We start from the raw sequence: 15,102 nt of genomic DNA on the forward strand, positions 1-15,102 counted from the left end.
ACGCCCCAATAACGCAAGCCGCCGAGGATCCGAATGGATGAGCTTTCGTCAGAATTTCTCTTTGAGTTAAAGATCGACGTGCACGCGCCGGTGTCCATGGGACAGACCGAGGCCGGAGAGCGCCGCATGGTGGTCATCGCAGGCGGCACCTTCGAGGGCCCGAAGCTGCGGGGCGAAATCATGCCCGGAGGGTCCGATGCGATCTTCGTTGAACCGAACGGTCTGTCGCGCATCGATGTCCGCGGTGTGCTTCGGACCCACGACGGTGCGTATATCTATATCGAATACTTTGGAAGGCGCCATGGACCGCCTGACGTCTTGGCGAAGCTGGCCGCCGGAGAGCCCGTGGATCCTTCATCCTATTATTTTCGGGTCGCATTCACATTCGAGACGGGCGATCCCCGTTACGACTGGATGAACAGCATCATCGCTGTGGCAAAGGGAGCCCGCCCACCCCAGGGACCGGTCTATAGAGTCTTTCAGATCCTTTGACGACTAAAGCAACTCTCGACTTGATTGGAGTTTTAGAATTTCAATCAGGCCGAGATCCCGAGCTTCCGCCAAGTCCTGATTGCTTCGTCCCGCTACGATGTCTTTCGTCTGTGAAATCACCTTGTCTTTGATATTCGTATCCAGTTCGGCCGATCCGAGCGTGTCCCAGATCGCTTCATAGGTCCCCCCATATTTCTTCAGGAATTCCTCGATCCCCTCCGCGCCGAGGTGATTGCTTATGAAAGAGCCTTGCAACGTCCATTTTGGTCCGGGTCCGTAGCAAAAAGCCCGATCGATATCTCGGGCGGTTGCGGCACCCGACGAGATCAGGAAAAAGGCTTCCCGCCACATCGCCGCCATCAGGCGCAGTGCGATATGGCCCGTCATTTCCCTCTGCATCACCACCGGCTTCTTGCCAATCTGCTCGTATACCTCCCTCGCTCTTTCAACCGCCCATCCGGCGGTCCTGTCACCGCCGACGATCTCCACCAAAGGCATCAAATGCGAGGGATTAAAGGGATGCCCCAGGACAATTCGTTCAGGATTGGCGCAGGCTTCCTGCATATCGGACACCAACAGCGCCGAAGATGAAGATGCTATGACGACATCATCTCGAATACACATCTCAATTTTGGGAATGATTTTTCTTTTCAAATCCAAGTTTTCAGGAGTGTTCTCCTGAATAAAATCAACATCCCTGAATTCATCTCCTATCACGGCAGAAAATTTAATTTCTCCCAAGTGGTCTTTTGGTGGAGCCATCTGGTTCAGGTCAGACATTATATTCGGAAGAATAGACTGAAACTGGTTCCATCTGTGCTCGTCCGGATCGTGAGCTATGACATCAATCCCTGCATGAGCAAAAGTGGCCGCCCATCGCGCCCCGATCAGGCCCAAACCAACGACACCGACCTTCTGCAGTGAAGTCATTGAAGTTTCTTCCTCAAAAAATCTAGCAAGACAGCCGCATAGGCCGCTTTTTGGGTGCGCGGTACGAAATGTCCGCCATTCGCAAGGACGATGCGTCGGGCGCCCGGTATGAGACGCTCGAGCTGCTCGCTGTGATAGGCGGGCACGACCATGTCATCCGCCGCCGTCACGATCAGAGTCGGGATATCAATACTCCCAATCTTTGCCGAGAGATCATGATCCAAGATGGCTTGGATTCTCGCTTTGGTGATACGGATTTCACGATCAACATCTGTGGGATCGGGAGCATTCAACTCCGCGTCAACGAGAACTTCGTTCTCGGAGATCCATAACGGCGGATACTGCAATAACACTCCAAGTTTGCGATACAGGTTCAGACCGCCACGGTCCAAACTTTCCAATCTATACTGGAAGAGCCTTGTGAAATACGGACAGGCCTTGGTCCAGGTTGCCGAGAGGATCAAACGGTCGATCAGCTCTGGTCGATTAACCGCGATCTCCTGGCAGATTGCTCCCCCGGTCGAATGACCGACAAGAACTGCCGACTTCACTCCGATATCTGCCATCAGCAAGACCAAGTTATCGGCCATCCCCTGGATGCTGTACGGACCATCAAACCTGCTGGACCTCCCGGTGCCAAGATGATCATAGGTAATTATGGTGAAGTGCCGCGTGAGCTCAGGGATGACGCGATCCCAAAAAGATGCCCTTCCCCCCAATCCGCTCACCAGCACCAAGGGTGGGCCATCACCCTTCCTGTCGTAAGTGATCTTGCCGCCTTCAGGCAGGCGTAAGGTTCCGCTCATGATCAACTCTCGACAGGCTTACTAAACACGGTTCTGCGCTCGATCTCCAACACGTCAGCTGGACGAGGGAAGTTCTCGGGAACTGGATCCTGGGGGGTGCGGGGCCGCCCGATCTGACTGAAGAAGTCTTCGAGGCCATGAGGAGACATGGTCCAGACGAGCTTCAACTCCTCTTCCCCTTCGTTGATAAACATGTGTTCGACGTTCTTAGGCAGCATGATGATCGTGCCGGGAAGCATAGGGTATTCGCTCTCGCCTACGATCGCCCTTCCCTTTCCCTGCCAAACAAAAAGAACCTCGAGGTTCCGGTCGTGGGCATGTTTGCGAATATGCGAACCGACTGCAACAATCTGAAAGCCCATGGAAAATGGTCCGTCCCAGTTTTCCGGGGTCAGTTTGATGGTCACATAGCCATTCGCCGGAACCGGTTGCCAAAAGGACGAACCATCGTCCTCCTGCAGAACCAGACCTTTCGTCATTCTCTCTTCCGCTTTCGCACTCATGTCACTCTCCTCTGGTTCACTCTCCAGCACCATTCACGGGTCCGCGGCAATTCGTCGGGCGGGGCGGGACGCTCACATTGGATCAGGCCCTGTAAAGGAGTTTCCCGCCGCGCATTGGCATTCAATGCGCCGGAAGAGGCCGCAAGGGAAGCCGTGGGGATGACCTTACGAGAAAAATATAGAATGAGAACTATGATAGGTTATAATGCCGGATCAAATTGAGATGCACGACCGGAACTCCACTCAGCCATGGCTTCGTTCAAGCACCTGCGGTCGTCAAGCCCTGTTTCTTGCACACAAGAGGCGCAGCCGACAAAGGTCGGCGGACGTTGCGCGATCGTCGCAAGTGTTGCGTTCCCCACCCCTTGATGCAACATCCTCGGTGTCTACCTGCAACTTCCAGATGGCAGGCAAACTAAATTTGACCATTCTCATTCATGATAGCTCGGACCCAGCGCCTTGCGGACTGGCACTTCCTCCGGCATCTGGGTCGTGACCTCGATCATGTGCTGGCCATCTGCAATTTTGCAATGAACAAAACCTTTGCCCCCCCTCGGCCGCCTCTTTTGAGCGACGACGCTCCGCCCAGTCGGAAGCGATTTTCGGAGATTCTAAAGGATCTCGGAGAACGAGATCAGGATCGTGTCTATGTGGATGACATTCTGAAGGCGTTTGGAGATCGTGCCTTCGGCGCATTAATGCTGTTTTTCGCTGCGCCAAACATGATCCCCCTTCCTCCTGGAAGTTCCGCAATCCTGGGCCTGCCGCTGTTGTTCATCACCGCGCAGCTTATGATGGGGCGCTCAGTCCTCTGGATGCCCGGCGTGATCGCCCGGAGGTCGTTGACGCAAGTTGCGTTCCGAAACATCGTATCTCGCCTGCTCCCCTGGCTTTACAAGGTTGAGCGTATCCTCAAACCCCGCCTCCCACAGCTTGTAGGAGATATTTCCGGTCGCGCCATTGGGGCCGCAAGTTTTGTCCTGGCAGTTGTATTGTTTCTCCCAATCCCTTTAGGCAACATGTTGCCTGGGCTGGCAGTCTCTCTGTTTGCTCTCGGCCTCGTCGAGCGGGACGGCGTTGCCGTCATCTTTGGGTGGATTACGGCTTTTGCGAGTGTCGCCGCATTGGCTCTGGTATCAGCCGCCTTGTTGGCCGCGGCTACGGCGTTTGTAGACTACTTCCGTTCATATTTCTGAAGGCTGCTGAAAGGGCTATCTCGTGGAGTTCGATTGGATAGGTGATCCGACCGCATGGCTAGGCCTCGGCACCTTGATTATTCTTGAGATCGTCCTTGGCATCGACAACCTCATTTTTATAGCGATTCTGGCGGACAAGCTGCCGCCTGAGCAGCGGCAGCGGGCAAGGTTGATCGGCCTCTCTCTCGCCTTGCTCATGCGGCTGGGCTTACTGGCAAGCATCTCCTGGCTCGTCACCCTGACGACCCCCCTCTTCACCGTGTTCGGCTATGGGCTTTCAGGGCGCGATCTCATCCTGATCATCGGCGGCCTTTTCCTCCTGTTCAAGGCCACCATGGAACTTCACGAACGGCTGGAAGGTGAAGACGAGAGCGAAGGAAAATCTACCACTCATGCCGTGATGTGGCAGGTGATTGTGCAGATCGTGGTTCTCGACGCGGTGTTCTCCCTGGATTCCGTGATCACCGCAGTGGGTATGGTCAGTCATCTCACAGTAATGATGATCGCCGTGGTGATCGCCATGGGAGTCATGATGCTGGCGAGCCGCCCGCTGATGAATTTCGTCTCCGCCCACCCCACCGTCGTCATCCTCTGCCTGGGTTTCCTGCTGATGATCGGTTTCAGTCTCGTCGTGGAAGGGTTGGGCTTCCATATTCCCAAAGGCTATCTCTACGCGGCGATCGGCTTCTCGGTCCTCATCGAATTTTTCAATCAGCTGGCCAGGCGCAACAAATTGGAATTGATGACGACCTCAAATGTCCGGGATCGAACGGCGATGGCAGTGCTTCGTCTCCTGGGTGGCGGGCGCCAGTCTGCTGATGTTGCGGGAGATGATGCAGCCCTCGCCAACCAGAATGTCGAAGAGCTCTTCGGTCCTGAAGAACGTTCCATGGTGCAGGGCGTCATGACCCTCGGCGAGCGACCTGTCCGGACGATCATGACACCACGGACCGAAGTTGTGTGGCTCGACCCAAGCGCTTCGCAAAGCGATCTGCGGCAGAAGATCCTGGAGTCCGGCCGATCCCGCTTTCCTATCGCTCGCGGCGACATCGACAACATCACCGGCATTGCACTCACCAAGGACCTGCTGATCGATCTGGTGGGGAATGGCACGATAAACCTGGAACGCGCTACGCACGAACCTCTGATTGTCCACGACCGAATGAATGTCCTACAGGTCATGGAGAAACTTCGCGGTTCGTCGGTTCAGCTTGCCGTGGTGTACGACGAATATGGCTCATTGGAGGGGATTGTCACTCCGACGGATGTCTTCGAGGCGATCACCGGCGGCTTTCCAGAAGAGGGCGAGGAAGGTCTCAGGTTCGAACAGAATCCTGATGGATCATGGCTTGTTGATGGACAGACTGATATCCACCGGCTCAGTCAGATGATGGATTTGGATCTGACTGACGATGCCGACCGATACTCTACCCTGGCCGGATTTCTCCTGTGGCAGGTGGGCTACCTTCCTCATCAAGGCGAGAAGATCGCCGCCAAGGGATATGAGTTCGAGATCATCGAGATGGCCGGGGGACGCCGTATCGGCTTGGTGAAGATTAAGCGGCCAGACGAGCCTCGCACCCCCTAAACCGCATCTTTTTCAACACCATCCAAAGGGAATTCAAGAATGCTGATTGAAGACTACGCGATCATTGGAAACATGATCTCCGCGGCTTTGGTCAGCAAGAATGGGTCTATAGATTGGCTCTGTCTGCCGAGATTCGACTCGCCCGCCTGCTTCGCCGCTCTCCTCGGCACCCGGGACAATGGGCACTGGTCCATCCGGCCAACCGAGAAATTTACCATGACCCGCCATTATGTCCCCGACACGGCGGTCTTGGAGACGCATTTCCAAACCGCGACCGGCACGATTGCGATCTTCGATTTCATGCCGTTGACGGATGATGAAGACCGCGTGGACCTGGTCAGGCTGGTGAAGGGCCTCCACGGAACTGTCGACGTCGAGATGGAACTCGTCCTCCGGTTCAATTACGGCCAGGCGGTGCCCTGGGTCCGCCGGCGTGACTACGGGATGAGTGCCATCGCCGGACCCGATGCCGTCGCGTTGCACACTCCAGTCCCCCTGGAAGGTCAACAGCTGCGGACCATGGCTCGTTTCACCGTCAAGAAAGGGGAAAAGGTTCCTTTCACGCTTTCATACCATCACTCCCACAAAACTCCTCACTTCGTTCCCGACCGGCAGGAGAGTCTGGATGCCACAACTCAGTGGTGGCGAGAATGGTCGGCCAGGGCCAAGCTGGAACATGTCCCGGACAGGCTCAAAGAAGCGGTTCTCCGCTCGTTAATCACTCTGAAGCTGCTCACATATTCTCCAACGGGAGGGATTGTCGCCGCACCTACGACATCCCTTCCAGAGTTGATTGGGGGAGCCCGGAACTGGGACTATCGATACTGCTGGATCCGAGATTCCACCCTGACGCTCTATGCCCTTCTCAATGCTGGATATCGCGAGGAGGCGGAGGCATGGCGTCAATGGCTGCTCCGCGCCGCCGCTGGTCACCCCGAGCAGCTCCACATCATGTATGGGATCGACGGGCGGCGTTGGCTACCCGAAAGCGAACTGCCTTGGCTCAAAGGATTTCAAGACAGCCGGCCGGTGCGGATCGGCAATGCGGCATCCCATCAGGTGCAGTTGGACGTCTTCGGCGAACTGATCGATGTCCTTCACGCAGCCCACAAAGCTGAACTTGCATCAATCGATGATTCTTGGAGGGTGCAGAAGCTCCTGCTGAGTCATCTGGAAAAGGTGTGGCAAGAGCCAGATTATGGAATCTGGGAGGTCCGGGGTGAAGCACGGCGCTTTACTCACTCTCAACTCATGTGCTGGGTTGCCTATGACAGAGCCATCAAAACCGCCGATACCTTCAAGCTCTCAGGACCCGTCGAAAAGTGGCGGGTGCTGCGCGAACTCATCAAGGAGACAATCCTCGAGCGGGGTTTTGATACGCGTCGTAACAGTTTCGTTCAAAGTTTCGACAGTCAGCATCTGGATGCTTCCTTGCTCCTGGTGCCGCAAGTCGGCTTCCTAAAACCGAACGACCCTCGAGTCGTCGGAACCGTCGCAGCCATTGAGAGGGAACTGCTCCAAAACGGATTTGTACAGCGCTACTCGACCGATCACGTTGATGACGGAGTGGGCGGCAGTGAAGGGGCGTTCCTGGCTTGCTCATTCTGGCTCGCCGATGCCTATGTCATGCAAGGCCGTCTGGAAGAGGCCACGGAGTTGTTCGAACGTTCGCTGACGCTGCGCAACGATGTGGGCCTGTTGGCGGAGGAATACGACCCGATCAGAAAGCAGCTGGTCGGCAATTTTCCGCAGTCATTCTCTCACGTCGGGCTGGTCAATACCGCCTTCAACCTTTCCAATGCTTACGGTCCCGCCAGGCAACGCTCCAAGAGGGATGCTCCGACCAAGCACACCACCGAGAGAAGCAAGTCACCCGTCATCGCCTGATGTAACGGAGATACAATTTTGATGAAGCAGGACCATGGCACCTGACCGTGTGCTTCAATGACTCGCAAAGCATTGTTATTCTATGGTGCGAGAACTCGTCACTGGTGAAAGAATGCTCCCATTGAAAGGCACCGTTGTCGCCTTCGTGAGTCTTTGTTTCGTTGCTAGCACTGCGCCAATCTCCGCAGTGGCCGAACCCATGCGGGGAGCTGCTTTAGCGACTGAGCAGGGCATGAGCACCGACATGCCAGGCGCAGCTAAAGACGACGGCAAGGTTGCCCAGAAGACCATTTGCGAGCTCATCGAAAGTGCTGCTGACGTTCATGACCTCCCCGTGGATTTCTTTACTCGGCTGATTTGGAACGAGAGTGGCTTTCGCCCCAAAGTCACCAGCCGAGTGGGTGCTCAGGGAATTGCGCAGTTCATGCCCGGGACGGCCGCAGAACGCGGTCTTCTTGACCCCTATGACGTCCATCAGGCCATCCCTGCCTCAGCTCACCTCTTGAGAGACCTGAGAGCTCGCTTCGGGAATCTTGGTCTGGCTGCAGCGGCGTATAATGCCGGACCTCGTCGCGTCGGCGATTGGCTAGAAGGCGCAGGCAATCTTCCGGCAGAAACTCGAAACTATGTCATCAACATTACGGGGCTCAGTGCGGAGGACTGGTCCATTGCAGACCGTAATGAACTTGCCGTTCCGGACAAGTACGGTTCCCTTGATGTGAAGGCGATGGCGCTCCAGAAAAGAAATTCCAAGGTCGCCCTGAGTTGCCTGGACATTGCCTCGACCATCGGCAGAACCCCTGCACCACCGCCCGGTGCTGTCGTCGCGCTCTCTCCCCTGAAAGCTCCCTGGGGGGTTCAGGTCGCCGCCAATTTTTCCCAGAATGTGGCCCTGACGAAGTTCACTTCTCTGCAGCGTCGTTTTCCCGCCATCCTCAGTGATCAAGAGCCCATGGTCGTGCGCGAGCTCAATCGCAGCCGAGGCAAGCGTGCAATGTTCCACGTTCGCCTTCCGGCAGACAGCCGGGACGCTGCAGAGCGCCTGTGTCGGAGGCTCCTGGCGATCGGGGGAAGCTGTATCGTCACCCGGAACTAGCCAGGCTAGAGCTGGATTTGGGGGTTCGAAACCCCATGACCGTCGGCACCGCCAGGAACAGGGCAATCCCGCAAAACAGAAAAACATAATGCGATAGATGATGGTCTATGAGGCTCGCGAAAAGAATTGGCGCAAACAGGGAGCCTATATCGAAGCCCGAATAGACAATACCAAAGACTTTCCCGTACCCGCCGGCGGGTGCAGCTCTCCGCACCAAAACGTCACGCGACGGCATTGTCACACCGGATGCAAAACCCGATGCGGTGATGAGCACCAAAATCATCACCTCCCCCACCCCCTCTTCGAACACCAATCCAATGAAGAGGGCGGAGAAGATCAAGCCCACCATCGCGACGCGGTGATGATGGTTGGTACGATCGGCGAGATATCCACCAAGCAAAACACCTGCAGCAGTCCCCGCCTGATAAGCCGCGACAGCAATGGTCGCTATGGCAAGCGTGATGGCATAGCCTTCGTTGAGCGCGCTGATGGCGAAGTTCTGAATTCCCGCACCGGCGAAGGCACTGAGGCAAAAGAAAAGGAAGGCCAAGAGCACCACTGGCATCATGATAATTTGGAGGAAGTTGGCATGTTCGCGTGAATGGCTGCCGACGTCATCAGGCTTTCCCGCCGTTCGACCTTTGGTCGCAATCGCTTGGCGATTAAGGAGAACCCATGCACTGATCAGCACGCCGACCAGGCCCACAACCACCAAGCCGGCTCGCCATCCCCATTGATATCCCACAAATCCGACGAAGAGCGGCGAGATGCCAAATCCGAAGCTGCCAGCGATCACGTGCGCTGCGAAGGCTCGACCCAGTCGCTCCGGGCGAACACGATGGCTCAGGATCGACAGGTCTGCAGGATGGTAAACGCAGTTACCAAGACCCGCGAAGACCGCAAGGGGCAGCAGCATGTAGTAATTGGGCACAAGTCCCATCAACAAGACCGAAACCGATTGCAGAGTAATCCCGGCAATCAGCAGACGATGAGCCCCGAAGCGATCGACCAGAATACCAGCACCGATCTGGCCCAGACCAGAGGCTGCGTAGAAGCAGGTCAACACCAGGCCAAGCTCGACGTAACTCACATTGAGGGCGTCACGCATCATCGGAAATAAGGGAGCCAAAGCCAGTTGCAGGAGATGGCTCGCAAAGTGTGCCGAAGCAACCGTTCCAATGACCCGGGCGTCGCTGTTATGACGCTGAACTCTGCCGCCGGTGGAACTCGCGACGCTCAAGCCTCTGTCCTCTCAGTTGCCCTTGCCAAGCTTCGGCGGCCAAAAAAATGGCCTTTCATGGCCTTGTGAGCGTCGTCAGTAGGACGAGAAAGCGCCGAAATGGGGGCGCGGTCAATGGCTTCCGCTTGCGTTTAGCTCAACGCAGCTATGCGTGCTCTAAGCGAAGGAAATCTTCCACAAGGCTTACCCAGAATGATGCACCGATCGGCAAAGCCGCATCGTTGAAGTCGTATTGGGTTGTGTGCAGACCCGGTCCATCCCCCATCCCTAGAATGAAATAGGAGCCCGGCTTGACCTGGAGCATATAGGAGAAATCCTCGCTATACGGGTAAGGGCGAGCCAATACTTCCACGTTCTCCGGTCCTGCAAACCGTAATGCTGCATCATTTAAGAAGCGGGTCTCCCGCTCGCTGTTTACAGTCACGGGATAGAAGTTCTCATATTTAATCTCTGCCGTTACATTGAAGCTGTCGGCTTGGTGAGCGGCTATTGCTCTAATGCGCTGCTCCAGCATGGCTCGCAGAGGGGCAGAGAAGCTGCGGACATCTACGGTCAGCGTCGCCGTGTCGGGAATGACGTTGCTCACGGTTCCAGCCTGAAACGTGCCTACAGTCACCACAGCCGGATCATGCGGATCCCGATTGCGCGAAACGATGGATTGGAGCGCCATCACCAAACTCGCCCCCGCCACCACCGGATCTCTCGTGAGGTGAGGCATGGCAGCGTGCCCCCCGGCGCCCCGCAACGTAATTGTCGCCACATCCGAGGCCGCCATGATCGGTCCGGATCTGACAAGGAATTTGCCCAAGGGCGCACCCGGCATGTTGTGCAGGGCAAAAACTGCATCACAGGGAAAACGCTCGAAAATGCCCTCCGCCACCATACGCTTGGCCCCAGAGATATCCTCTTCGGCCGGCTGAAAGATCACGTGCACGGTGCCGGAAAAGTCGCGAGAGCGGGCAAGTTCGCGCGCCGCGCCTAGGAGCATGGTGACGTGTCCATCATGGCCGCAGGCATGCATTCTTCCCTTCGTGTGACTGGCATAGGACAGGCCGGTCTCCTCGACCATGGGGAGTGCATCCATATCCGCCCGAAGTGCGATCTTGCGCGGGCCCTCTCCACATCGAAGAGTTCCGACTACCCCAGTCTCCGCTATTCCGCGCGCAACCTCGAACCCCCACTCTTGAAGTCGATTGGCAACGAACTCCGCCGTCTCAAATTCCTGGAAGGCCAGTTCCGGGCGCTCATGCAAATGGCGGCGCATTGCAACGAGCTCGCGTTCACAGGCTGCAATTTCGGGACGAAGCATTGAACGTGCCTATCTTTGTGAAGAGGATTATACGGAGCTAATCTTCCAGGACGTGATTGTGCAAGCCCCGGTGAAGAGCGAACCCACTTCAGTGACGAAACTGCAGAGGTGAAACTGGTCGGCGGAGACAACAAAAAAGGCCCCGCTCTCACGGGGCCTCTGAGCTCTCAGATTACGTCTCAGTCGCGTACGGGGAGCGCTTCGACCTGCTCCTTCGTCATGTCCAACGTCAACTTATCGCCCGCAAGGGTGAGCTGATCCAAGCCGATGATGACTTCCTTGGAGCCGATTCCGAGGAAGCCGCCGACGTCCACGGAGACCGCTGTCGGAGTTCCATCGGCCGTCCCGAGAACCTCATCGACTTCGGCGATTTCCTTCCCGTTCGCGTCCACGATGTCCATGTCCTCGACGTCGTCAACCGTCATGTTGTAAGGCTGCACCATGACATCGTCCTTGTCGATCTCGACCAAGGCCTGTCCTGCTGGGGCTGTGCTCGTTGTCGCCGTCTGAGCCCAGGCCAAGGGGGTCGAAGCGAGAAATGTTGCCAAGGTGATTGCCGTAAGACCAGTGATTTTCATCGAGTATTCTCCCGTTGTGAGTATGGAGAACGTCGCTCGGTCAATCCTGTTCCTTGGGTTTTTCGCCTCAGCTTCGTCGTTGGCTCAGGGAGTCGACCCAATTCTCGCACAGGATTACGGCTTCCTCGGTGCTGAAGGTGCGGGGATTCAGACACCATTCGAGCCACAGTCCATCAAGCAATGCGGAAAGGCCGATGGCTGCCAATCTCACATCAAATGCACTCGCCGCCCAGTCCACTGCCAAAGCCTGCAGCAGCTGTTCGATGAACGCGCGGTAGTCGCCATAGGTCCGATCGTGAATCTGCGCCAATAGCGGGGACTCGTCGATCATGCCCCAAAACACGATCCAGCATCTCAAGACCCCATGATCAAGAGCGGGCTTCGCAAAAGACGCTCTGAAGAAAGCCGTGACGCGGCCTCGAGGGTCTTGGCCAGCTTCGGCGACCACCTCACGCACCGCTTCAAGGAGCGCGCTTGCGAGCGTCTCATAGGCCTGAGCGATCAAAGCTTCCTTGCTGGGATAATGGTGGTTGATCAATCCCACGGAGATTCCGGCCCTGGAGCTGATTTTCCGAACCGAAAGGCCGGCATGCCCCTCTTCAGCCAAGCATTTCAGCGTCGCGGCGATCAGTGAACGCCGCCGATCCTCAGGAAGTTTTCGCTCGAATTTACCTCTTGTCATCACAGCGATCTCAAATTTGCCCAGCCTCGCCATCTTGAGCGTGTGTTCAGTTTTCGGTATGACTCATCTCTCCCGTTCACCGTTACACAACGGAGCTGCATCGGCATGCGGTTTTCTTCATTTGTTGAGCGTATCTCGGGTGAAGGGTCAGAAGCCTGGGCCATTCATAGCGCAGCCAGTGCCGCTCGCCGGCGGGGCGAGGACGTGGTGATGCTCAGCATCGGCGACCCGGACTTCTCCACGCCCGATCTCATCAACACTGCCGCCAAGACAGCGCTGGACGATGGCGACACCCATTATGCCGAGATCCTTGGCCGTCACTCCTTGCGGGAAGCGGTTGCACACCATCATCGACGGACGAATGGGCAGCCCGTGGAGGCTGAGAACGTCATCATATTGGCCGGCGCGCAAAACGGCCTGTTCTCCGCAAGCATGTGCCTCACTCAGCCTGGTGACGAGGTCATCGCGCTGGAACCCATGTATGTGACTTACGAGGCGAGCATCCGAGCCTCCGGAGCCACTCTCGTTCCGATTTCACAACCGGCATCCGGTGGCTTTCGGCCGGATATCGCAGCCATCGAGGCCGCCGTTTCCGAGCGCACCCGTGTGATCTTTTTCGCCAATCCCAACAATCCCACAGGGGTCGTCCTGACGCGAGAGGAGCTCGAGGCCATCGCGGACATCGCCCGCCGGCACGATCTGTGGGTCGTCTCGGATGAGGTCTATGCCAGCCTCACATTCGAAGCCCCTCATATCGGCATCGGCTCCCTTCCCGACATGGCTCAACGCACGGTGACCGTCGGCAGCCTGTCCAAGTCGCACGCCATGACCGGCTGGCGCGTCGGCTGGATCGTTGCGCCGGAGCCGATGATCGAGCATTTGGAAAAGCTCGCTCTGTGCATGTTGTACGGACTGCCCGGGTTCATCCAAAGTGCGGCGACCACAGCATTGAACGAAGGGCTGCAAGAGGTCGCCGGGATGCGCGAGATCTATCTGCGGCGCAGAGATTTCCTGTTTGAGCGATTGAGCGCCCTGCCCCCGTTGCAATGTCTGAAACCGCAAGCGGGAATGTTCCTTATGGTCGACGTGCGCGGCACAGGCATGACGAGCCGAGACTTTGCCTGGGGCCTCTATAATGAGACAGGCGTCGCTGTCCTGGATGCCACAGCCTTCGGAAAGAGCGCCGAGGGCTATCTCAGAATTTCCTACACGGTAGGCGAAAAAGAGCTCGAAGAAGGCTGCAAACGGATTCAGTCCTATCTGGAGAGCCTTAAACGACGACCGGGACTGGTCGCAGGTGCCTGACATGCTCTATGACATGAGCGTTGCAAGGAGATGAGCAAGACCATGTCCAAGAGAGAAGAACTCGTTACGCGCTCCGCCAGCAGTTACGGCATCGAAGATCTGCCCAGGATCGCCTATGCGCGCGGCAGCTATCTCTATGACGTGAATGGAAAACGGTATCTCGATGGATCTGGGGGACCGGCCGTCTATTGCATCGGTCATTCCAATGAGGAAGTGAACGAAGCGATTAAATCGCAATTGGACAAGGTTGCGCATGCTTATCGCTACCTGTTTACAAGCGATGCCTCGGATGAACTCGTGGAGATCGTCAGGGACCTCACGGGCTTTGCCAACATGGTCTTCGTGTCCAGCGGGTCGGAAGCCGTTGAATCCTGCCTGAAGATCGCGCTGCAATACTGGGCGGCCAAGGACCAGATGTCGAAGCGGCGCTTCATTGCGCGCCGCCGATCCTGGCATGGCAACACGCTGGGAGCGCTCTCCGTCTCCGGTTTTCGGGCGCGACGCGCCGCCTTCGAAGGAAGCCTGCTGGATGTGAACTTCGTCTCTCCGGCAAATGATTACCGCCGACCAGAAGGCGTCAGCTCTGAGGCGCTCGCCGCCTATCTGGCACAGGAGCTCGAAGATGAGATCCTGAAGCTTGGAGCGGAGAATGTGGCCGCCTTCATCTTCGAGCCAGTGGTCGGCGCCGCCGGCGGCGTCGTCCCCGCGCCAAAAGGCTATGCCAAGGCGGTTCAGGAGGTGTGCCGCAAACATGACGTCCTCATGATCTCGGATGAAGTCATGTGCGGTGCGGGACGGGTCGGCACGTGGCGTGCCTTGGAGCATGACGGAGTCATGCCCGACATCATGTCCGTGGCCAAGGGACTAGCGGCGGGCTACATCCCCCTGGGCGCCTCGCTCTATACGCAGACCATCCGTGATGTACTCGTCTCCGCCCATGGCGGGCCGCAGACGGGCCATACTTTCACTGGCCACACAGCCGCCTGCGCTGCGGGCGTAGCCGTCCAACGGCTGATCAAGCGGGACGGTTTGATCGATCATGTGCGCAGCCGTGGCGCCACCTTCCAGGACCAGCTCCGGTCTGCATTGAGCCATATTCCCGAGGTGGGCGACGTCCGAGGCCGAGGCTACTTCATCGGCATCGAACTCGTGGCGGATCCAGCCACGAAGACCCCCTTCCCGGCGGAGCTTAAAATTCACGCGGATATCGGCAATACGGCGTTTGACAAGGGGCTGATCGTGTATCCCTGCACCGGCAACGTCGATGGCTTTGCCGGCGATACCGTGATCGTCTCGCCTGCCTATAACGCCACGGAGGGAGAGCTCGAGGAGATCATCACCACCTTGACCGCATCGATCGAAGCGGCTGTGGGACGGGCTCGACGCGGTGTCGCTGCGTGATCTGAGACTGGAATCATCAAGCGCGAAGTGTGTCCAGCGTCCTCCGCAAAAGTCGTTGGCGGCAGCCGCAGAAAGGATCGAAGGAAGGA

14 protein-coding genes are annotated in these 15,102 nt (G+C 57.1%); 7 read left to right on the forward strand and 7 right to left on the reverse strand.

From position 1 onward, the window contains the following. Positions 1-33: 33 nt before the first annotated feature. Positions 34-492, forward strand: coding sequence for a DUF3237 domain-containing protein (locus FKM97_RS10610; RefSeq protein ID WP_144292395.1), 459 nt, complete (start codon positions 34-36; stop codon positions 490-492). A gap of 3 nt (positions 493-495) precedes the next feature. Here FKM97_RS10610 and FKM97_RS10615 read toward each other — a convergent pair whose 3' ends face one another. From FKM97_RS10615 to FKM97_RS10625, 3 genes are read right to left on the reverse strand one after another with little or no spacing between them, the layout of a single operon-like run. Next, a complete protein-coding gene (locus FKM97_RS10615) occupies positions 496-1,422 on the reverse strand; it encodes a 3-hydroxyacyl-CoA dehydrogenase NAD-binding domain-containing protein (RefSeq protein ID WP_144292396.1) in 927 nt (308 codons plus the stop codon). Next, a complete protein-coding gene (locus FKM97_RS10620; protein ID WP_144292397.1) occupies positions 1,419-2,228 on the reverse strand; it encodes an alpha/beta fold hydrolase in 810 nt (269 codons plus the stop codon). The genes FKM97_RS10615 and FKM97_RS10620 overlap by 4 nt, the downstream gene beginning before the upstream one ends. Before the next feature lie 2 nt (positions 2,229-2,230). Then, positions 2,231-2,731, reverse strand: coding sequence for a cupin domain-containing protein (locus FKM97_RS10625; protein WP_170240857.1), 501 nt, complete (start codon positions 2,729-2,731; stop codon positions 2,231-2,233). 530 nt (positions 2,732-3,261) lie between these two features. Here FKM97_RS10625 and FKM97_RS10630 point away from each other — a divergent pair. The 4 genes from FKM97_RS10630 to FKM97_RS10645 all read left to right on the forward strand — a co-directional run bounded on the left by FKM97_RS10630 (position 3,262) and on the right by FKM97_RS10645 (position 8,498). Further along, positions 3,262-3,927 (forward strand): exopolysaccharide biosynthesis protein, encoded by a 666-nt coding sequence (locus FKM97_RS10630; RefSeq protein WP_144292608.1) that lies wholly within the window; start codon positions 3,262-3,264, stop codon positions 3,925-3,927. Between the two features lie 22 nt (positions 3,928-3,949). Further along, complete coding sequence (locus FKM97_RS10635) at positions 3,950-5,515, forward strand: TerC family protein (protein ID WP_144292399.1); 1,566 nt, start codon at positions 3,950-3,952, stop codon at positions 5,513-5,515. A gap of 39 nt (positions 5,516-5,554) precedes the next feature. Further along, on the forward strand, positions 5,555-7,402 hold the full coding sequence (locus tag FKM97_RS10640) for a glycoside hydrolase family 15 protein (protein WP_144292400.1): 1,848 nt from the start codon (positions 5,555-5,557) through the stop codon (positions 7,400-7,402). 232 nt (positions 7,403-7,634) lie between these two features. Continuing rightward, a complete protein-coding gene (locus FKM97_RS10645; RefSeq protein WP_205014889.1) occupies positions 7,635-8,498 on the forward strand; it encodes a lytic transglycosylase domain-containing protein in 864 nt (287 codons plus the stop codon). Here FKM97_RS10645 and FKM97_RS10650 read toward each other — a convergent pair. The 4 genes from FKM97_RS10650 to FKM97_RS10665 form a co-directional block, all read right to left on the reverse strand. Next, entirely contained in the window at positions 8,485-9,738 is a 1,254-nt protein-coding gene (locus FKM97_RS10650) for an MFS transporter (protein WP_144292402.1), read from the reverse strand. The genes FKM97_RS10645 and FKM97_RS10650 overlap by 14 nt on opposite strands. Positions 9,739-9,883: 145 nt before the next feature. Beyond that, on the reverse strand, positions 9,884-11,047 hold the full coding sequence (locus FKM97_RS10655; protein WP_144292403.1) for a M20 aminoacylase family protein: 1,164 nt from the start codon (positions 11,045-11,047) through the stop codon (positions 9,884-9,886). A gap of 179 nt (positions 11,048-11,226) precedes the next feature. Next, positions 11,227-11,625, reverse strand: coding sequence for a PRC-barrel domain-containing protein (locus FKM97_RS10660; protein WP_144292404.1), 399 nt, complete (start codon positions 11,623-11,625; stop codon positions 11,227-11,229). 67 nt (positions 11,626-11,692) lie between these two features. Beyond that, positions 11,693-12,307: a TetR family transcriptional regulator C-terminal domain-containing protein gene (locus tag FKM97_RS10665; protein ID WP_144292405.1), complete on the reverse strand. Its 615-nt coding sequence runs from the start codon at positions 12,305-12,307 to the stop codon at positions 11,693-11,695. A 105-nt stretch (positions 12,308-12,412) separates the two neighbouring features. Here FKM97_RS10665 and FKM97_RS10670 point away from each other — a divergent pair, with 105 nt between their 5' ends. Next, positions 12,413-13,612, forward strand: coding sequence for a pyridoxal phosphate-dependent aminotransferase (locus FKM97_RS10670; RefSeq protein WP_144292406.1), 1,200 nt, complete (start codon positions 12,413-12,415; stop codon positions 13,610-13,612). 42 nt (positions 13,613-13,654) lie between these two features. Then, on the forward strand, positions 13,655-15,013 hold the full coding sequence (locus FKM97_RS10675) for an aspartate aminotransferase family protein (protein ID WP_170240858.1): 1,359 nt from the start codon (positions 13,655-13,657) through the stop codon (positions 15,011-15,013). Positions 15,014-15,102 lie beyond the last annotated feature (89 nt).

It is taken from the genome of Rhodoligotrophos appendicifer (genome assembly GCF_007474605.1).
Classification (GTDB): Bacteria; Pseudomonadota; Alphaproteobacteria; order Rhizobiales; family Im1; genus Rhodoligotrophos; species Rhodoligotrophos appendicifer.